At 33.7% G+C, this 19734-nt stretch carries 18 protein-coding genes and 1 other annotated feature; of the genes, 3 read left to right on the forward strand and 15 right to left on the reverse strand.

Translation table 11 applies throughout. The annotated features are described in order from the left end of the window. Positions 1–4 precede the first annotated feature (4 nt). From CRO45_RS15235 to CRO45_RS15255, 5 genes are all read right to left on the reverse strand, one after another. The gene (locus CRO45_RS15235) at positions 5–388 is read right to left on the reverse strand and encodes a RidA family protein (protein WP_097150490.1); all 384 of its coding nucleotides are present in this window, start codon (positions 386–388) and stop codon (positions 5–7) included. 20 nt (positions 389–408) lie between these two features. Further along, on the reverse strand, positions 409–2073 hold the full coding sequence (locus tag CRO45_RS15240; RefSeq protein ID WP_097150491.1) for a PucR family transcriptional regulator: 1665 nt from the start codon (positions 2071–2073) through the stop codon (positions 409–411). A gap of 88 nt (positions 2074–2161) precedes the next feature. Further along, on the reverse strand, positions 2162–3490 hold the full coding sequence (locus CRO45_RS15245) for an allantoinase (protein ID WP_097150492.1): 1329 nt from the start codon (positions 3488–3490) through the stop codon (positions 2162–2164). Positions 3491–3530: 40 nt separating this feature from the next. Further along, positions 3531–4889: an allantoinase AllB gene (gene allB, locus CRO45_RS15250; protein WP_097150493.1), complete on the reverse strand. Its 1359-nt coding sequence runs from the start codon at positions 4887–4889 to the stop codon at positions 3531–3533. Positions 4890–4914: 25 nt separating this feature from the next. Beyond that, the gene (locus tag CRO45_RS15255; protein ID WP_097150494.1) at positions 4915–5883 is read right to left on the reverse strand and encodes a 2-hydroxyacid dehydrogenase family protein; all 969 of its coding nucleotides are present in this window, start codon (positions 5881–5883) and stop codon (positions 4915–4917) included. A gap of 407 nt (positions 5884–6290) precedes the next feature. On the opposite strand from CRO45_RS15255, the gene CRO45_RS15260 reads away from it, so the two are divergent. Beyond that, a complete protein-coding gene (locus tag CRO45_RS15260; RefSeq protein ID WP_097150495.1) occupies positions 6291–7148 on the forward strand; it encodes an alpha/beta hydrolase in 858 nt (285 codons plus the stop codon). A gap of 554 nt (positions 7149–7702) precedes the next feature. On the opposite strand, the gene CRO45_RS15265 is transcribed toward CRO45_RS15260, so the two are convergent. The 4 genes from CRO45_RS15265 to CRO45_RS15280 form a co-directional block, all read right to left on the reverse strand. Further along, the gene (locus CRO45_RS15265) at positions 7703–8077 is read right to left on the reverse strand and encodes a hypothetical protein (RefSeq protein WP_097150496.1); all 375 of its coding nucleotides are present in this window, start codon (positions 8075–8077) and stop codon (positions 7703–7705) included. A gap of 79 nt (positions 8078–8156) precedes the next feature. Further along, positions 8157–8597 carry an ASCH domain-containing protein gene (locus CRO45_RS15270; RefSeq protein ID WP_097150497.1) on the reverse strand — a complete coding sequence of 147 codons (441 nt, stop codon included), beginning with the start codon at positions 8595–8597 and terminating at the stop codon, positions 8157–8159. 86 nt (positions 8598–8683) lie between these two features. Beyond that, complete coding sequence (locus CRO45_RS15275) at positions 8684–9004, reverse strand: hypothetical protein (RefSeq protein WP_097150498.1); 321 nt, start codon at positions 9002–9004, stop codon at positions 8684–8686. An 18-nt stretch (positions 9005–9022) separates the two neighbouring features. Next, positions 9023–10042, reverse strand: coding sequence for a DUF2332 domain-containing protein (locus CRO45_RS15280; protein ID WP_097150499.1), 1020 nt, complete (start codon positions 10040–10042; stop codon positions 9023–9025). A gap of 110 nt (positions 10043–10152) precedes the next feature. On the opposite strand from CRO45_RS15280, the gene CRO45_RS15285 reads away from it, so the two are divergent. Further along, the gene (locus CRO45_RS15285; RefSeq protein ID WP_097150500.1) at positions 10153–11037 is read left to right on the forward strand and encodes a LysR family transcriptional regulator; all 885 of its coding nucleotides are present in this window, start codon (positions 10153–10155) and stop codon (positions 11035–11037) included. A 59-nt stretch (positions 11038–11096) separates the two neighbouring features. Here the strand turns inward: CRO45_RS15285 and tyrS are convergent, their stop codons facing one another. Together tyrS and CRO45_RS15295 are read right to left on the reverse strand one after the other, a co-directional pair. Beyond that, the gene (gene tyrS / locus CRO45_RS15290; protein WP_170949513.1) at positions 11097–12311 is read right to left on the reverse strand and encodes a tyrosine--tRNA ligase; all 1215 of its coding nucleotides are present in this window, start codon (positions 12309–12311) and stop codon (positions 11097–11099) included. A gap of 141 nt (positions 12312–12452) precedes the next feature. Beyond that, positions 12453–12698 (reverse strand) — a binding site (T-box leader). Between the two features lie 367 nt (positions 12699–13065). Then, positions 13066–14187 carry a hypothetical protein gene (locus CRO45_RS15295; protein WP_097150501.1) on the reverse strand — a complete coding sequence of 374 codons (1122 nt, stop codon included), beginning with the start codon at positions 14185–14187 and terminating at the stop codon, positions 13066–13068. A 328-nt stretch (positions 14188–14515) separates the two neighbouring features. Between CRO45_RS15295 and CRO45_RS15300 the strand changes: the two genes are divergently transcribed. After that, on the forward strand, positions 14516–14938 hold the full coding sequence (locus CRO45_RS15300) for an SRPBCC family protein (protein ID WP_097150502.1): 423 nt from the start codon (positions 14516–14518) through the stop codon (positions 14936–14938). Positions 14939–15042: 104 nt separating this feature from the next. Here CRO45_RS15300 and CRO45_RS15305 read toward each other — a convergent pair whose 3' ends face one another. The 4 genes from CRO45_RS15305 to CRO45_RS15320 form a co-directional block, all read right to left on the reverse strand. Continuing rightward, on the reverse strand, positions 15043–15504 hold the full coding sequence (locus tag CRO45_RS15305) for an SRPBCC family protein (RefSeq protein ID WP_097150503.1): 462 nt from the start codon (positions 15502–15504) through the stop codon (positions 15043–15045). 131 nt (positions 15505–15635) lie between these two features. Next, entirely contained in the window at positions 15636–16070 is a 435-nt protein-coding gene (gene aac(6') / locus CRO45_RS15310) for an aminoglycoside 6'-N-acetyltransferase (protein WP_097150504.1), read from the reverse strand. 487 nt (positions 16071–16557) lie between these two features. Then, the gene (locus CRO45_RS15315; protein WP_097150505.1) at positions 16558–16899 is read right to left on the reverse strand and encodes a hypothetical protein; all 342 of its coding nucleotides are present in this window, start codon (positions 16897–16899) and stop codon (positions 16558–16560) included. Between the two features lie 565 nt (positions 16900–17464). Beyond that, entirely contained in the window at positions 17465–19729 is a 2265-nt protein-coding gene (locus CRO45_RS15320) for a PEP/pyruvate-binding domain-containing protein (RefSeq protein WP_170949514.1), read from the reverse strand. Positions 19730–19734: the final 5 nt, after the last annotated feature.

Genomic DNA, 19734 nt, shown 5'->3' on the forward strand with positions numbered 1-19734 from the left:
ACTTTTATGCTGTTCTTTTAGCAACTAATTCAATTTCAACTTCTGCCCCTAATGGCAATGCTAACACAGCTACACACGTTCTAGCTGGATATGGATCGTTGAAGAACGTTTTATATACTTCATTCATCGCATTAAAGTTATTCATATCAGTTAAATATACATTTACTTTAACTACATCATCTAATGTTAAATTAGCTGTTTCAAGTACTTCAATTAAATTTGTAAAGCAACGCTTTGTTTGTTCAGCAATATCTCCTTTTAAATCTTCAACATTCTCTGAGTTCATTGCCGTTTGTCCAGAAAGATATACAAATGGATCTGCATCAACTGCATGAGAATATGGGCCAGATGCTGTTACACTTTTACCTTTATACGTTTTTCTAACCATTAATAACACTCCTATAAAAGTTAATATTTATTGATTTTCTCACGTTCAAGTAGTTCGATTATTTTTAACCCAATTTGAACTAATAACATTTCTTCTGCATCCTCAAAATTCATGCCGGTAATTTCTTTAATCCGTTCAATACGGTAAACAGCTGTTTTATGATGGATAAACAGTAGTTGAGATGCCTTTGTTGCATTTTGATTGCACTGTAAAAATACTTTTAATGTAGTAAGCAAATCTGATTTATTTGCTTGTTGATATTCTAATAACGTCTGTAAGGATGGTGGAATAAAGGACTTTAAATCTTCACTATTAGTGAACTGACCTAGCATTCTAAAGACACCTAATTCAGAATATGATGTAATGGATTCTTTCCCATTTAAAACTTCACCGTATTCTAAGGCATCTCGCGCCTTAATATAACTGTCTGAAATATTGTTAACATCTTCTGCTAAGGTCCCTATCCCAACTTGAATCATTATTTCGTTGTCTTGTTTTTTCACCCAATCAATGATTGATGTAACTCGATCTTTAATCTTATTTAACCATTGTTCGCTCTCTACATTAACTCTCCACAGGACTACTTTTAACCCGCTTTTATTCCCAGTAATTGCATTAGGTAAATAGCGATGTATACTCTCATCTAGTAACGTTTCTTCATTACCATTTGAAATTCTACGTTTAGTTTTTTTCGTTAAATTTTGGTCTTTATTTTTTCTAATTTTAAATAATACAACTGCAAAGGCCCCTTCTATATCCCACCCAATTAAATTGGCATCGTGATAAAGTAAATTCGTAGGTAACTTCCCTTCAATCAGTTGTTCTAGTAAATCATTTTTAAACCGTTTGTCTACCTCAGCAATTGCGAATTTTTTAACTAATTCGAGGGATAGCGAAGTAGCGGCATTTTCAACAGCTATAAAGTCAAGTTCATGTAATGGTTTATTCATTTCTCCGATTAATAAATAAGTTTTTATATGATTAATCGTTTCAATTTGGACAACTATTTGGTGTCCAATTTTTTCTTTTTCTTCATAATACTTAACAACTTGACGATAATGTGGAAATTTCATTAATTCACTTTTGTCTACATGAAAATTCTTTTCAACAATCTCGAAATTCGTTAAATGAGGAGAGGTTGTTGCTAAACATAAAAAATTTCGGTCAAATAAAGCAACTGGATTGCCAATTAAATTCTCTAATGTTTTTATAATTTTCTCTTCACTTTCATTTGCCAAAGATAATGCTGTAAATTGATCATGTATTTCTTTATAATACTGAAGTCTTTTTACTTGAATATCTAATATCTCTTCCATTACTGGATACATAATATCTACGTAAGGAACTTCTTTTGGAATTTGTATGATTGGTAACTTACATTTTTCTGCTTCATCTATAATAGACTGGGGAATTTCCTTTACAAAACGATGCGTTTTAATAATTAGAGCACTAATGTCCTTATCAGCTAATTTAGCTATAAACTCCCGCTGTTCTTTTTCATTAAATGAAAGAATAGGGTAAAGACTCGTTAGGATCAGTTCTCCACCATTTAGCCAATCTGTTATATCTGGCGCTTCCATAATTGTTGAACCTTTAACAATTTTATGTAAATATTGTTTTCCACTTAGAACGATTGCATTTTTGAGAGATGATAATGATAACAAATCCTTAACAGAAAACTCCAATAACCATCCTCCTTCCCTATTGAAGAAAAGGGCAGAGAAAAATTACCTCAGCCCTTCGTCTTCTTTTACTACCTTGTCATGTAGCGACTTATTTTACATTTGGAAAAGCGCCGTTTTCGAATACAACTTCACCATTTACAATTGTAGTTTTAACTTTCCCATTAAACGTCATTCCTACATATGGTGAATGTTGATGACGATAGAATAAGTCATCATTTTCTAATGTAAAGCTTTCATTTAAGTTCACAATTGCGATATCTGCATCGAAACCTGCAGCGATATTACCTTTTTTCGCTAAACCAAATACTTTTGCTGGATTTGTTGCCATTAATGTAACGATTTTCTCTAAAGGAAGGTTGCGTTTAAAATGTCCCTCTGTTAGTAGTACATTCAAAGTAGATTGTGCACCTGAAATACCGCCCCAACCTTCAAAGTAATTATCTGTAACAGTTTTCATTGAAGTTGGCGCTGGTGAATGGTCAGATGCAATCATATCTACCTCACCATTTAGTACTGCTGTCCATAAATCATCCACTTCGTCTTGATCACGTAGTGGTGGAGCACATTTCGCTAAGCCACCTTTTTCTTCTAAATCTTTTACTGTTAGAGATAAATAGTGGGCACATGTTTCAACAGTAATATCTACACCTTTTTGTTTTGCTTCATTGATTACATCAACGACTTTTTTACTACTTGCATGAACAACATGGACTTTACAGCCTGTTGCTTCAGCATAAGAAATAAGTCTTCGAACGGCTTCAATTTCAGAAATAATCGGTCGAGATTCAACAAAGTCACGTGCTGATGTTTTGCCTGCTTTAATCTTTTCTGTTGCAAGTTGGTCGCACATAACTGTACTTTCTGCGTGTACAGCAAGTCTAGATCCAATTGCCGCAATTTCTTTCATCCCTTTATATAGGGTTTCATCGTCTGCACGATTGAAATCATCAATACCACTTGGAGACATAAATGCTTTAAATCCGATTACTCCATTTTCATGAAGTTCTTTTAATTTATCAATATTTTCTGGTACTAGTCCACCCCAGAAGTTAGGGTTTACAACTGATTTTTCAGCAGAAAGTTTTCTCTTAATATCTAAGTTTTCTTTATCAATCGTTGGAGGTGTACTGTTTAATGGCATATCAAAATATGAAGTGACACCACCAGCAGCTAAACTCTTACTCCCAGTTTCAATCCCTTCCCATTCTGTTCTTCCAGGTTCGTTAAAATGTACATGCGTATCAATTAACCCAGGGAAAACATGAAGACCTTCTGCATTAATTTCTTTTGTTGCTTGTCCATTAATTTCTGAAGCTACTTCAACGATTTTGCCATCCTTAATGGCAATATCACCTTTTGAAACAGATTCTGAAGTTACAATTTGACCATTTCTAATTATTAAGTCGTAGTTTGTCATATATATGATCTCCCTTTACTACAAAATTCAAAAAGCTACCTTATTTAGATGCACTTAGTAGTTTACCGATTGGTTCGCCAACAATACCTTGTTCTAAATCAAAAACAACATGACCACGAACGATCGTTTTTGTTACGCGACAATCAATTTTACGTCCTTCATAAGCAGAGTGTTTATTTTTATAATATAAATCTTCTCTTTTTACAACATAAGATTGATTTGGGTCTACTAAAATAATATCTGCATCTTTTGTAACTGCAATTTCACCTTTGTTTGGTAAATTGAATCTTTGTGAAGGGTTATAAGAAATTAAATCAACGAATTTTTCAACTGCTAAACCACGTTGTTTAACAGCTAAATCAAACATTAAATCAACGTTGTTTTGAACTCCGCTAATGCCGCCCCATGCTTCAAAGATATTCCCTTGTTTTAAATCTTCAGTACATGGTGAATGGTCAGAAGTTAACCAGTCGATATTTCCGCTAAGTAATTCTTCCCATAGTTTTTCTTGGTCTTTTGCTCTACGTAATGGTGGTTGACATTTTGCTCTCGGACCAATCTCAGGTAGCATTTCAGCATTCATAGCAAAATAATGTGGACATGACTCAACTGTTACGTCAACACCTTCAGCTTTTGCATTTTGAATCACTTGAATTGCTTCAGATGTACTGATGTGTACTAAATGTAATTTACAACCTGTTTCTTTAGCAAATAAAATTGCACGTTGAACAGCTTCAACTTCTGTGAATGTAGGACGAGAATCTACATAGTCTTCTGCTGATGTACGACCTTCTTTAATCATTTCTTCAGTAAGTTTTTTTGTTACATTTGGGTTTTCAGCGTGAATACATAAAATACCGCCTAAATCAGCAATCTTTTGCATCCCTTTGTACATCGTATAATCGTCCACGTGAGTAAAATCTCCTGGTACATCACTCGTAATGTCTGAAAGGAAACATTTAAATGCTAAAACACCCGCATTTGCTAATTCTTCAAGTTTATCTAGATTTTCAGGTACTAGTCCGCCGTAAAATCCATAGTCAACATAGTTTTGGTTAACTGCTGCTTCAAGTTTAAGATCTAGAGCTTCTTTGTTAATTGTTGCAGGAAGTGCATTTAGTGGCATTTCAACATAACTTGTTGTACCACCAGCTGCCATTGCTTTTGAGCCAGTTTCAAATCCTTCCCAATGAGTACGACCTGGTTCACTAATATGAACATGCGTGTCCACCATACCAGGCATTACATATTGTCCAGTTGCATCAATTACTTCTTTTGCATCGTCTGTAATAACTTCTGCGATACAATAAATCTTTTCATTTTTCACTCCGATATCCACTTTACGGACACCATCACGAAATACAACGTTACCGTTTTTAATAATTAAATCATAAGTCATTAGTTGTTCCTCCAAACTAAGTTGTCTATTTAATTACGCCATTTACTACATAGAGAGGTTCTTCATTATTTAATACTTTCACTATATTTTCAGCTGCCATGACTGCCATGTCATCACGAGCTTCAAATGTAGCATTTCCTATATGAGGTGTTAACACAACATTTTTAAGTTTCTTTAACTCTTCTCCAATGTGCGGTTCGAATTCAAAAACATCTAGTGCTGCGCCTTCAATTAAACCTTCTTTTAAAGCATTTACTAAAGCTGCTTCTTCTACAATTGGTCCGCGGGCACAATTAATTAAATAAGCGGTTCTTTTCATCATTTCAAATTGTCTCGAACTAAACATGTGTTTCATGCTTGGATTATAAGAACAGTTAAGTGTAATAAAATCTGATTGTTGAAGTAATTCATCAAAAGTGACATATGTAGCATTTAATGATTTCTCAACTTCTTCGCTTTTTCGATTTGGACTATAGTATAAGATGTTCATATCAAAAGCAGCTGCTCTTTTTGCTACAGCTTGTCCGATTTGTCCAAAACCGACAATCCCAATTGTTTTGCCAGTTACTTCGCGCCCTCTAAAAAATAGAGGTGCCCATCCGTTAAACCCTACTGTACGGCACACTTCGTCACCTTCTACTATTCTTCTTGCAGCTGCTAATAAGAGCCCAATGGTTAAATCGGCTGTTGCTGCAGTTGATGCAAATGGTGTATTTGTTGTAGGTATACCTTTAGATGCAGCATATTCGAAGTCTATATTGTTGTAACCTGCACCGTAATTTGCAATTATTTTCAAATTCGGCGCAAGATCAATAACGTCTTTCGTTACAGCTGTAGACAGTAAGCTTAAAAGAGCATCCTTATCTTGAATTCGTTCTTTTAATTCTTTTTCAGAAATTAGTTGTTCACCATGAAAAACTTCCACTTCATGTTTTTCGGTTAACAAGTCTAAACCTTTTTGCGGTATATCCCCTGCTACTAAAATTTTCGCCATTTTTAAGACCCCTCTTCAATATTTTTGATGTAAGGATCATCACCTAACAATAAGTTATTCCCTGAATCTAAACATTTTATATGTCATAGACCGGAAGCGCTTTCAACCTATATGATAATTTTAGTAAATGGAAGTTTGTTCATGCATTTGGTTAAGTGGATAAAAGTGAAATATTTTTTTAGTCGTAAAGGATAAAAATATTATTAAATTTTTCATTTTATTTTTAGAAATTCACAAGTTTTTATATCTCTTTTGAGCAAATTCGAATGATTTATGAACGAATTTACTTTAATTCCAAAAAGAACCCACAACATAAGTGATAGTCAAAGTATTTTAGCGTTTTGGTCAATTTTTGGTTACACTATAATGGATAAATGATTATATATTTAAAGGTGTGTTACAACAAGATGAAAACAACTGTCGTATATAAAAAAGCTCAAAATTTTGAAATACAAGGGGATTTTTACCCGACTTCAATACAGTCTGCTCCTGTTATTGTTTATATACATGGAGGCGGTCTTGTTTGGGGTTCTAGAGAGGATATAAAGTCTGAACAAGTTGATTTTTATTTAGATGCGGGATTCAATGTGTTTTCAATAGATTATCGACTTGCACCTGAAACAAAGCTCCCTGAAATAAAAACAGATATTGAAGATGCATTAAAATGGTTGAAAGAAGACGGAATAAAACAGTTTGACTATAATCCAGACAAAATAGCTGTAATTGGTGGCTCCGCTGGCGGGTACCTTGCACTTTTAACTGGAACGTTTGATGTAAAACCAAGTGCAATTATTTCTTTTTATGGATACGGTGATATTTCAGGGGAATGGGCGCATACACCAAGTCTTCATTATTCTAAGATGACAGCAGTTCCAAAAGAACTTGCGGATATGCTTGTCTCTAATGAAGTGATTACAGTAGGACCAATTCAAAAAAGGTATGCGATTTATATGCATGGTAGACAAAGTGGAGATTGGATTAGAAAAGTAACTGACATAAACAATACTGAGCTAAAATCTTATTGTCCACTATATTTAATTGAACCGACTTACCCACCTACTCTAATGTTACATGGTACGATGGATGAGGATGTGCCTTACGAACAATCTGTGCTCATGTCTGAAGCATTAACAAATGTATCTATTGAAAATCAACTAATCACTATTCCAAACGGCAAACATGTATTTGATGAAGCTTGGGGAGATCCAGTTGTACAGGATGCATTTAATGAAGTAATAGGATTTTTAAGAAAACATCTGCAATAGATGTGTGGCTGAATCTTTTAGGTAACGAAATACGAGACATTTTCTGGTGATTTACCGAGAGTTGTCTCGTAATGTTGCTATTTAGACAGGTTTTCGGAATTTGAATGTATGTTGGCTAAATAACGCTGTTTATTAGACACTTTCATGAAAAATTACTGAAAGTTGGCTAGATAACCTAGTATTCTCGACACTTATTCTTAAATACAATAAAAAATGTCTAGATAAGGCTGTTTATTAGACATTTTTTAGTAGAAACAACGAAAGTTGGCAAAATACTGTTGTTTATTTGACAATTATCCGGAAAATCATTAAAAGTTGGCAAAATTAGACCTTTTATTAGACACTTTTTCGGAAATTCACTGATATTTGTCCTGTAAAATTCAAATACGAGACACTTTAACTGAAAATCACCGATTTCTGTCTCGTAAAAGCAGTTTACGAGACACTTTTACAATGAAGCACTGATTCCTGTCTCGAAGGATTTGATTTTCTTGACACTTTGAACAAAATCTCATAATGAGCGCAAGATCAAACCTTAAGAGAACGCTTGTAAATTATTTATCACTAATTACTAGCGAAAATGCGTTAGGATCTAAATTGTATTCCTTAATTATTTCATAGAAAATGGTTTTTACTTTCTCTTGTTCTTCTTCTGTTGCTTCATTATTGTATAAAACAATTTTTACCTGTATATCATTTAATGAAACGCCTGCTATTGTTGCTTGAAATGCATATCCATTTTCCAATAGTTCACTATTCACTTTATTCATTACTCCAGGATCTCCATAGAGTAAATTCTCTATTTCCTCAAATTCTTTTTTATAGTCTTCTACAGAATTTACAGGAAGTTGTATTCTAGTAACGTTTGACAATGAATTATTAATTATCAAGAAAGTTAATAAAAATAAAATCAAAACTATCCCGAACATAATAATTGTACCCTTTTTCAGCTAGTACACTTCCTTTTTAACTAAGTATATGACTTTAAATAGAGAATTAGCCTAAAAACTACAAAGGATATACCTTCCTAAATCGCTCACAAACTACTAACATTTCAGGTGAAAACGCTAGATTGTATTCTTTTAAAGCATCAGTAAAGAATTTTTCATGGGCATCCCACCAATATTGGTAAGAGTCTAACCCTTCCGCTAATGCAAATTCCTCTGTTACTTCATTCATTGGTACTACCTCGACGGATTGAATCTCTATAACTGCTACTGGCTCATTACGACCGTCTAAAACAATATAATATTCTTCAGCCTTTGGTAGTTCTGCATTTTCTATTTCATAAAATAAAAACCCTGAAGTAGTTGCCGTCTTTTTCCCTTCCACAACCATTTCAGCCAACCAATCTGCAGATGAACCAAATTGAAAAGCTTCTTTATAGTTCAATCCTTCTTTATTATTTTCAACACAATAATCGTACCAAAATTGATCAACTTTACTCATATGTGCTCATCCCCTAAACATTTTATATTCACTTTTATAATCAAAAAAGGGCGTTCATCCTTCTGGAGACACCCCTATACGATGCGTTAAAAAGTGAATTTTTTCTTTATTTGTACAAAATCTTCTTCGAATATCTCATTCTTATCACTTACTAATAGTGATTGGAACTGATTAAATAACTGCTGGATTTCCTTCTCTTTATTAATCAATGCAATACTTTTATTATACTCTTCTTCATCTTTATATCTTGTAATTTCTATCCACTTTGTTTCGTCTTCATTGCTATTTAGATACATAGTTTCGGATTGAATATACTTACTATAAATCGCCGATGCTTTTTCTTGAATCAAAAAATACTCTTCTACTTTATTTTTTTGTAGGTAAAATTGATATACTTTAACATACATAGTCCCCACTCCTTTACATCAATTTAGCCAATGATAGTGTTTACCATGACCATCCACTCCTTGTAATACCTTCTTTTCGTAAGTTTTAGAGTGGGTTACATAGTCAACATGTAAATAGCTATCGTACATATTGTTGTAAACGTGATAAATAGGGTACTGTTCACTGATTGATTCTATCATCTTTAGTAGTTCTTGTTTTAATTGTTCATTCAGCTGATTTGCAACATGGGTGTGAAATAGAACGAGTTGTGTATTCGTATCATGTTTTTCTATAAAAGATGGTATTAGCTTTAAAAAGTCACCTTTGTATAGTTTTTTAGGAACGTTTTTATTTAGTTCACGCACCGTTTTCAATAATTCTTTTCTTTCGGTTTGTTCTGGCCATATGAGGGCTTGCATCCAATCAAAGTCTTCTTCCTTGTTTAGATCAACAATATTTAAATCAATGCCAATCCTTTCCTTCACTTCAAATGGTTTGATTTCCGATAAAGGCTCCCCAAAATTTTCTGCTCTTACGACAACAGTACTTTCCGTTTCTCCATAGCGATGAACCAAACCATTTTCTGAAATTTCATAACCATAATGGTCAAGATTTAATAACAATCCCGCGCTTGTACCGATTTCTATCAGTGTTAATGGCTTGTCGGATTCATGAGCAATTTCACTAAAAATAGGATATAAATAAGAACTACGATTCAGTTCATTTGTTTGAATAAGCCTAGTTTGAAAGCAATCTAAAATTTCTTCTTCATGATGACGAACAAAATCTTTTAAGTGTTGGTAACTTTCTTCTAAAAAACTTTCTGATCGGTCAAAGTTAGTGTAATAATAATTAAGAGGGTGGTTTTTCTTTGATGCTAAGTATTGAACACTAGCAAATAACATGTTTGGTTTTGGTTGAGATGCTGGTATATAGGATACTAGTTTAAGTATTTCATAATCTTCTGCAACTTTCTTGCTCCAGTACGCATATAAAGGGCTACTTTTTTGTGCTTCAAGTTCTCCAAAACGACTAAATATCTTCACTAATCTGTCCATTAAAATCACCTCTTTCAATCTTGTATTTTTAGTTTATAATGTTTGGTAAAATAAAGAAATTAATTAAATATAATGAAATTGATTAATAATTTTAATCAAAAGAGGTGCTTATGGAGATTAAATGGCTAAAGTCATTCGTTACAGCGGTAGAATGCGGAAATTTTCGGTTAGCAGCAGAAAAGCTTTATATTTCACAACCAAGTATTACGGTTCATATTCATCAGTTAGAAGAGAGTTTACAAATATCTTTATATGAACGTAACCATACTCAACTTACTTTAACGGACGAAGGACAATATTATTATTATCTTGCAAAGGATATTTTAAAGAAAATAGAAGATAGTAAAAGAAAACTAAGCCTGTACTCAGTTCAAAAACGCACCCTGCTTAAAGTTGCGATTTCACCTATTTTAGTGGAAACAAATCTACCAAACATACTGTTTCAGTTTACGCTTCGAAACCCGAATTTTGAAATTCAAATTATCGTTGAAGATTCGAAATATATGGATGAAATCATATTAAAAGATGAAGTCAACTTAGCCATTGGCATTGGAACTAGTAAGCAAACTATTATTCATTCTGAAAAGTTATGCTCAAGTCCAATGCAACTAATTTATCCTAAGGGTCAGGATTCTTCTACTAGTAAAAGGTTAATTCAATTGGAAGATTTATTTGAAAGATATCCTCTATTTACAGGGCACCTAGATGAAGCAGTCTCGTTTGAAGCCCAATTAGAATTGCATTTTCCAACTATGCGTAAAATGAACATTTCTCAAAGTTACATCGTTAAACAATTTGTAAAGGATGGTTTAGGAATGGCTTTTTTACCAAATTTCATTGTCTATCAAGAGGCAAAAAATGGACTTTATAACATATTCCATTTCGATCGATTCCTTTTACCAACAATCGATTTGTATATTCGACATATTAAAGAGAATGAAAAAATTACACCCCTGTTAGAAACTATTAGGAACAGCTATAATTCTATTAAATAAATAACGACTCCATTTTGATTTAGAAATGATCAAAATGGAGTTTTTAAATATCCTAATTCCTATTTTATTAAACGTAAAAATCTTTTTTTACCGATTTGGAGTACCTCTCCATTCATAAGGACACGATCAAGTTCATCTTCACTTATTTTTTCTTTATTAAGTTGGACGCCGTTTTGGTTTAATAAACGTACGAATTCACTCTTACTTTTAACAAAGCCTAATTCTACTATTTCAGGAATGATATCTAGTAATGTTTCTTTTCCTATTTCAATTAGCAATTCTGGTATATCATCTGGTATTTCTTTTTTGTGAAAGGCTGTGTCAAAGTATGAAATTGCTCGTTTCGTTTCCTCATCTCCCCAGTATAAATTCGTAATAATTTCCGCTAGTTTTAATTTGATGTCCCTTGGATTTGCTCCCTGTACCAACTGGCGTTTAATGTTTTCAATTTCATCCGGATGTTCATCTGTTGCTAATTCAAAGTATTTGAGAATAAGTTGATCTGGTATTTCCATCACTTTTTTAAACATGACTTCTGCAGGCTCATTAACACCAATGTAATTTCCAAGACTTTTACTCATTTTCTCTACACCATCCAGCCCTTCAAGTAGCGGCATAAAGATTGCAATTTGCTTTTCTAAGCCCCAATGTTTTTGAAGCGTGCGACCCATCAAAATGTTAAAGGTTTGATCTGTCCCACCTAATTCAATATCCGCATCAATCTCCACAGAATCGTAAGCTTGCATAAGTGGGTAGAAAAATTCATGAATACCAATGGGTACTTGATTGTTGTAGCGTTTTTGGAAGTCATCACGTTCTAGTATTCTTGCAACTGAAGTCGTTGCTGCTAATTTAAGAACTTCTTCAAATGATAATTTGGATAACCATTCACTGTTGTAACGAACTGTTGTTTTTTCCCCATCTAACACTTTGAAGATTTGTTCAAAATACGTTTCCGCATTCTCTTTAACTTGTTCTTCACTTAAAGCGACACGTCCCTTTGCTTTCCCAGTTGGATCACCAATACGACCTGTAAAATCACCAATAATAATGACCACACGATGCCCCAAATCTTGCATTTGTTTAATTTTTCTTAAAACCACTGCATGACCTAAGTGAATGTCAGGTGCAGAAGGATCAAGCCCTAACTTAATCGTCAGAGGTTTTTGTAGGTTGTAGGACTTTTCTAATTTTTCGAGTAACTCTTCTTCATCAATAATTTGATGAACGCCTTTTTTAATGATTTTTAACTGTTCTTCTGGTTTACGCAACATACGAACATCTCCTAGGAATATTATTTCTAACATTGCAAGCTCTATAAGAACTAGGTATTGAAAAACACAAATCACTCAAATATGCGTGTAGGTTTTCTTACACGAATATTTGAAATAAAAAAAACGCCCTTTTGGATTAACCAAAAGGACGATTCATCTCGTGTTACCACCTTTAATTCGTAAGCAACTCACATTACTTACCTTTGAAAGTACAGTCGTATAGACGATACTCCAGCACATGATTACGGGTGCTTCACCGGTGTAGCCTACTAGATTTCGGTACACAGCTCAAAGATGTATTCACAATCGTTCAACATGCACCTCTCATCAACCGGTTGCTTTCTGTTTGTTTACGTGATTGCTACTCGTTCTTATCATAGCCTTTGTTCTTATACTCCGAAATGTTTTAAACAAATCTTCGTTATGCACATATTAATTGTAATTAATTTTATCCATTAATTAAGTTTTGTCAACAGTTAAAAAATTCTTTCAATATATTAAAATGATATTCTTTACATTAAAAGCATTCTAGCCCATGATATATCAACTTCTTCAATTAACTTTTTCGTCAACACAGTTTACAATAACTTCTTTTCTACCATACTCAGCTTTAGTAGATGCCAGTTTAGTTCCTCTTTATATACCCTTGTCTTCATTTAGCAATCCTACATTAATCAAAAAAACTGCAGACAATTCAAAAGTCTCTTTGAATTTGTCTGCAATCTAAACTTAAACATTTGCACTATTCAGTTTATTATTGTTGATTTTCGAGATTTAATAATGCTTCTTCTTCGATTTCCATTAGTACTTCAAATGGTAGAACATCTTCACTAGATGGAATTCCGATTGAAAAATCAAATTCTTCATTTACATTCGATTTTGATTGAACGAATGATAATTTAACATTAAATGAACCTTCATCTTCTACAGAAACAGTAAAGTCAATCGTTCCCTCATCATAACTAATATAGTTATCTTCAGTAATAACAATAATCTCATCTAATTGATTAATTGTTAAGTATTTATCTAATTTTGTTAGTAGTTCATCTACTAATTCATTAATACTAATACCTTCTTCAGTAAATGAATCCTTTAATTCTTTTAATGTTTTAATATCTTCAACAGTTAAACCAAGAGCTTTTATATACTCAGGGTTTTTAAATAGTTCAACATACTTAGGTAATAGTTCATTAACAACTTTCTTAATAAACGGTTTAAGTGTTTCATTTGTAATTTCAAACTTAATTACTTTATCTACTTCTACACCTTCAGGGATTGTGACAGAACTTGAATCTACTTCTTTATAAAAATCTTTTCCTAGTACATCAAAAAATAGATTGTAAATTTCTGTCGTTAACTTTTGCTGTAAATCATAATCAATAGTAGCAGGTTGTCCCGAAATTTCAGCTAATTCTACTAGATTAAATTCAATAAACTTCCCCTTCACCTCTTCAGGTAATGGTAAGAATGGAGTATCTGGATATTTAATCCACATCTTTTCTTCAGTCATAACTATAGGCATAGAAAATGTTGTTTGCAAATCACCTTTTAAAGTAAGGTCGATAGTTGCTTCAATTTGCATTGGGTCTTTTTTGTAAGCACCTGAAATATCTACTTGAATATCTTTCAACAATTCTAAAATCATTCCAATTTCCGGATCGATTTCATCTGTTTCAGATAATTCTAGACCTAAATTCAGACTACCTTCAAATTTGTACGAATTTAAATTTTGCTCATTCGTATAAACTTCTTTTAATAATTCAGTAACAGTGTTCTTTGAGTCATCTTTCGAATCAGCAGCGTTAACTTGTTGAAATGGTAAGGCAAAAATTAAAAGAAGTGCAAATAGAAACGGTACAACTCTTGTTTTTCTCATAATAATCTCCTTCTTCAATTTTTTAGAATTTCCTACAACACAGGAAATTATAACATAGTTTACCATATATTTCTTCACATTCTTTAAAATGTTATTTTTATCCTACAAAGAGTTTTTAAGTTTAATAGTTACAACAAACTACTATCAAGTATCTTAGTAGCCAATAATTATTACAAATCCATGCAAATGGATTTAGGAACACGAATCCTCTAACATTTAGCGGTTAATTACAGAAACAGTTTGTATAAACTAATATATATAAACTCATTATTATGGTGTATATTGTTGAAAGAGATGTAATTATTAATTAATGATAAGGTGGATTATCATGACGAAATTTCAAGAAGTAACTGTAGAAACGACAATACAAGCGCCAGTTGAAAAGGTATGGGAATACTGGACAGAGCCTACGCATATGACAAAATGGAGCTTTGCTTCAGATGAATGGCATTCACCATTTGCGGAAAACGATCTTAGGGTCGGTGGTAAATTCGTTTCAAGAATGGAAGCGAAAGATGGAAGTATGGGATTTGATTTTGGTGGCACGTATGACGAAGTAAAATTGTATGAGCTAATTTCTTATACGATGGGAGATGGCAGAAGCGTAAAAGTCGCTTTTAGAGATCTTGGCAATGAAACGAAAGTGATTGAAACATTTGACGCTGAATCTGAACATCCAGTTGAGTTTCAACAACAAGGATGGCAAGCAATTTTAGATAACTTTAAAGATTACGCTGAAAAAACTTTTTAGTAAATAATCAAAATAAAGATGGCGAGCTCAGTCCAAAGAGCTTGCCATGTTTAGCCTTATTTCTTTTTGTTGAAATGTATTCATTGCCAACTCATAAGGAAGTATTAATTCACAATAGCGTCAGGAAATTTATCCGCAACAAGATTTAAGATGACATTATGTTCTAAGTAAGCTTTTAACCCACACAGAACGATCGTATATCCTCCTATTGAGTCAATCACTTGGTGAACGATTTCGTCTGGACTACCTTTGAATCCAGTATTTGTAATTGTGACAAATGTTCCTTCAGTACGAGGTGTAAAGATCCACTCTGCTGTCGTTTCGTCGTCAAATTTTATGAGAATTCTTTTATTTTGTTCAACTTTTAAAACATCTAGTTCTGCGGATACGCCATACATCTCCCAATCCCAACGAATCCGCTTTCCTTCTTCTAAATTTCCACTACTTTTTGTAAACCAAAACTTTGTTGTGATTAAGGGGTTAATAAAAGCCTCGAACACTTCTTCTACAGGTTTTCTAATTAGCATTTCAGCTTTTGCAATCGTCACTTCATTCGATAATGTCATTTTCGTTGCTCCTATCCACTAAATATTAAGGATTAGATAAATGCTCTTGAATATAGTCAATGTAGCTCCATTTCAACTGTTCGTTCAAAGATTACAAATAATGGAGCTTCTTTGAATTTCCGTAAGGAGGCTTATAAACTTTTCTTAAAACAAATAATACGATTCGCTTCTGTAAAGCCCAATGAAAGATGCACAGCTAAACTTGTTTCATTGTCTAGCTCGCAGTCACTTGCAAATTCTTGACATCCTTTTTGCTTCGCCCAATTTTCGCAAGCATTTACTAATTGTTTTGCATAACCTTGTTTACGAAATTCTTCTTTTACGTAAAGTCCTTCTAAATATCCAACGGGGCTTGTACTTGTCCCTTCTACGTAATCATATCGAAGTTGACATTGTGCAAACCCAACTACTTTTTGATCATGATAAGCTAAAAAAATAATTGCATCAGGCTGTGTAATGAAATTCGTCATTTCTAAAGTAAATTCTTCTAAAGTATGATTTGGCCAAAGTAGTATAGCCATTTGAGCAGCTTCTTTTGCATCAGATAATGTAGCCTCTTTAATCATTTACAATCCTCCAGTTAAAATGAAAGCTGCCATACGCTGGCAGCTTAGATTCTAGAATAATAGATTTATTTCCTCATTAATGCTACGCGATAAGGGAATAAAGTTCGTTCCATCATTCCCTCTGAAATAGCTGGATCCTCTTCCATGAATTGTTTTGCACTATGCTCGAGAGTCGTCTTCAAAAATGACAATCCCAAATTGGCATTTATCTTCATTTATAGTACGACCAGCCAAGATGACTTTGCCTTCATCAGTAAATTTCTTTTAACCTTAAAAAATGACGATTAATAATTTCTTCTTCTTTCTCCGTCCAATTTTCACTTATATAAGGTTTTAACCTTAATTTCTATAAGTATTGTTCCATTTCTCATCTACCTTACTTTTGTATATGTACATCATAATTATTAGCTCTAATGAAAATATTCAACAAATATTGGAAAAATCCTTCACCTAATTGATGAATGACTCAACTTGTAATTAGAAAATGTTACTTTTTATCTTCTTCATTCGCATCGTTTTCTGGATCTTTATTGAACCGTAATTTTGCATATTCCTCGAACTCATAGAGCTCAAATTGTTGTACAAACTCTTCGATAATTGCTTGAGTTGCTTTTAACTCCCCAACGATAATTGAGTTAATAGATTGTAATTCAGGTGTTGTCAATTGCTTTTTCAATATCGATTCTTTCGTTTCCAAATGCTCTAAAAACATAATTGCTCGTTTGCGGCGGAAGGTTTTAGCCCCTTCTGTTTTAACCTCATTATGTTCACTGCGACGGCCACGATGTCTTCCTTCATGATGATGTCCCTTATGTTCTTCTCGTCTCATCAAGAACCCTCCATGTCGTATACAAGCGTATACATTCAATTTATTCCAGTGTATACGTTCGTATACTTTCTAGTCAATATATAATGAAATAACGTGACAATTCATTAGATATCTGAGGAATTCTATCCCATAAAATCAAGTTACGAGACACTTTATCAGAAATCTCGGGAATTCTGTCCCGTAAAATCAAGTTACGAGACACTTTATCAGAAATCTCGGGAATTCTGTCCCGTAAAATCAAGTTACGAGACACTTTATCGGAAATCTCGGGAATTCTGTCCCGTAAAATCAAGTTACGAGACACTTTATCAGGAATCTCCGGAATTCTGTCCCGTAAAACCAAGTTACGAGACACTTTATCAGAAATCTCGGGAATTCTGTCCCGTAAAATCAAGTTACGAGACACTTTATCAGGATTCTCGGGAATTTTGTCCCGTAAAATCAAGTTACGAGACTCCTTACTAGGAAACTCAGAAATACCGACACTTAAAATTAAACAACGAGCCAAAATATTAAGAATCTTAATAAAAGACAAAAGTCAGAGCATTCACGCTCTGCCTTCATTTCATTCACTTTCTTTAACTGTAACAATTCCCTTTGTTCCGTCTACAATGACGATATCTCCATTTTTAAGATATGTTAAACAACTTCGGACACTCATTACTGCAGGAATCCCGACTTCCCGCGCAGTGACAGCCCCATGGGATAATGGTCCGCCTGATTCAGTGATTAATCCCCTCGCAGAATAAAACAATGTCGTCCAAGCAGGATTCGTTGTACGCGTCACCAAAATGCTTCCTTCTTTCACATCTTTAAACTCTTCTACGCTTCGGACAATGCAAACTTCCCCCTCCACGATTCCTGCACTCCCTGGTACTCCCTTTAAAATACCATCTGTTGATTGGACATCCACTTCGCCTTGTTCGGAATAATTCCAAACAGGGGAAGTTGTTAAAAGTTTTTGATATGCCTTCCTTTTCCGAATCAAATCCTGCTTATTTACTGCTTTACCATCTAACAATTCAAAAAGTTCATTTTTAGTTAAGAAAAATAAATCGTACGGATCATCTAAACCGAGTTTATTTCCTAATCGACCTACTGATTTTCGAGCTAATAAATTTACACGAGTCGTTTGGAAATGTTCTTCATCATCTAATTCTGTATATGAAATTGCTAGTTTCGCCAGTTTATATAATGCGCTAGAAACTTCGACAGTTGAAACTGAAAGTAACTCTCGTAACGTTTGAATACCCGCATCCGAATTATCAGTTTTCATTTGATTCGGAATGACTAAATCCATTAACACTTCTGGTTTTTCTGCCCATGTTGGATAATAATAGTCGAATGTGAGTTCACGATGACCGTATTTTTCTAGGAATAAAACAAACTTTGGATTCGTTAAACTTCTTTCATTAATGCTTACTAGTTCTGCATTAATATTCGCTGTACGAATCGTTGCCAACGATAAAAGATTGTCTAACTTCGCCTTAGCAATCAGTTGATCACCATAAGCGTGCACCAAAGCTTCAAACAACGTTCCAATTAAAAAACTTTGTGTCATAGAAATTGCGATATTTGGCTTAAAGTAATCGTTTGCCGTATAAAATAATCGCTCGAAATATTGTTTAAAGTTTTCCAGTGAATCTGTTGCTGATGGCATTCTATGAAGTTCCCCAATTCGTGTTAAATAGAGCGATAAATCATCTTTCCATTGTTTTGCTAAACTCTCTGCCCAAAAGTATTTTTCATCTATTAGGACTACATCCTCTAATTTTGTAACTTTGAGAGGACGTTTCATCGCAAGAATTTCTACAGCTGTTTGATTTCCATAGACGAATCCTTCTCTCATCGTAAACCATGGTTTTGTTGGAAGATCAATGTTCATTAATTTTAGTGAATACTCTAGTGAACTATTAAACCCTTCTTCAACAAAATCCCATGTTAGTGGCGTGATCGCATCTGGGAAGCGTTCTGCAGATTCATCTCTTGTAAAGTATGCAGGAATTATTGTTTGAGGTCTTGATTGAAGTAGATAAATTTCATCTTCATAAATAGCCCACTCAATATCCTGTGGTGATTCATAATGCTTTTCGATTTGTTTTGCTAGTTTGGCAATTTTCAATACTTCTTCATGAGATAAACTCGCTTTTTTATCTGCTAAGTTTTCCTTAATACTGCTGTCCTTTGTATCAACAACCCACGTATCCGTTAATGTTTCACCCCCAACAACATTTTCTCCAAGACCAAAGCTTGCTTCGATTAAAACTCGACTAAACTTCCCACTAATTGGATCTACAGAAAATGCTACACCAGCACTTTCACTCGGAACCATTTTTTGAATAACAACTGCCATACTTGCTTCATCTTGCGAGAAACCTCGTTCGTTTCTATACACGACTGCATGCATGTTCCATAAAGAGGCAAAACATTCTTTAATTTTTTCTTCTAACTGGTCCAAAGAAACATTTAAATAAGTTTCGTGTTGTCCAGCAAATGCGGAACCTTCCAAATCTTCAAATGTAGAAGAAGATCTTACAGCGTATAAAAATTCTGGATTGATGTATTTTTTTAATTCGTCAATTAGTTTAGAAGGTAATACTTCGTCCATCACTTTCTTTTGCATGTATTCACACTGTTTCTGTAATTCCTCTGTATCTACATAAGTAAATGCGATCGGTTTTTCATAATGTTCTTGATAGAAGTTTGCATGAAGAACGATTCCTTCTGGAACGTTAAAGCCACTTTGCGTTAGCACTTTTAGATTGTGGCCCTTCCCACCATCTTGCTCAATACTTCCTTGCTCATGAAATGTAGAAATATATTTTTTCACCATGT

The organism is Ureibacillus acetophenoni, from assembly GCF_900220965.1.
In the GTDB taxonomy this organism is placed as follows: domain Bacteria; phylum Bacillota; class Bacilli; order Bacillales_A; family Planococcaceae; genus Ureibacillus; species Ureibacillus acetophenoni.

Excerpts from the sequence above, each read along its gene's own strand:
- allB (WP_097150493.1), bottom strand. The coding sequence starts at position 4,889 with ATGACTTATGATTTAATTATTAAAAACGGTAACGTTGTATTTCGTGAT.
- CRO45_RS15315 (WP_097150505.1), bottom strand. The coding sequence starts at position 16,899 with ATGAGACGAGAAGAACATAAGGGACATCATCATGAAGGAAGACATCGT.
- CRO45_RS15275 (WP_097150498.1), bottom strand. The coding sequence starts at position 9,004 with ATGTATGTTAAAGTATATCAATTTTACCTACAAAAAAATAAAGTAGAA.
- CRO45_RS15295 (WP_097150501.1), bottom strand. The coding sequence starts at position 14,187 with ATGAGAAAAACAAGAGTTGTACCGTTTCTATTTGCACTTCTTTTAATT.
- CRO45_RS15280 (WP_097150499.1), bottom strand. The coding sequence starts at position 10,042 with ATGGACAGATTAGTGAAGATATTTAGTCGTTTTGGAGAACTTGAAGCA.
- CRO45_RS15235 (WP_097150490.1), bottom strand. The coding sequence starts at position 388 with ATGGTTAGAAAAACGTATAAAGGTAAAAGTGTAACAGCATCTGGCCCA.
- CRO45_RS15255 (WP_097150494.1), bottom strand. The coding sequence starts at position 5,883 with ATGGCGAAAATTTTAGTAGCAGGGGATATACCGCAAAAAGGTTTAGAC.
- CRO45_RS15245 (WP_097150492.1), bottom strand. The coding sequence starts at position 3,490 with ATGACAAACTACGACTTAATAATTAGAAATGGTCAAATTGTAACTTCA.
- tyrS (WP_170949513.1), bottom strand. The coding sequence starts at position 12,311 with ATGTTGCGTAAACCAGAAGAACAGTTAAAAATCATTAAAAAAGGCGTT.
- CRO45_RS15305 (WP_097150503.1), bottom strand. The coding sequence starts at position 15,504 with ATGACATTATCGAATGAAGTGACGATTGCAAAAGCTGAAATGCTAATT.
- CRO45_RS15260 (WP_097150495.1), top strand. The coding sequence starts at position 6,291 with ATGAAAACAACTGTCGTATATAAAAAAGCTCAAAATTTTGAAATACAA.
- CRO45_RS15270 (WP_097150497.1), bottom strand. The coding sequence starts at position 8,597 with ATGAGTAAAGTTGATCAATTTTGGTACGATTATTGTGTTGAAAATAAT.
- CRO45_RS15300 (WP_097150502.1), top strand. The coding sequence starts at position 14,516 with ATGACGAAATTTCAAGAAGTAACTGTAGAAACGACAATACAAGCGCCA.
- CRO45_RS15265 (WP_097150496.1), bottom strand. The coding sequence starts at position 8,077 with ATGTTCGGGATAGTTTTGATTTTATTTTTATTAACTTTCTTGATAATT.
- CRO45_RS15285 (WP_097150500.1), top strand. The coding sequence starts at position 10,153 with ATGGAGATTAAATGGCTAAAGTCATTCGTTACAGCGGTAGAATGCGGA.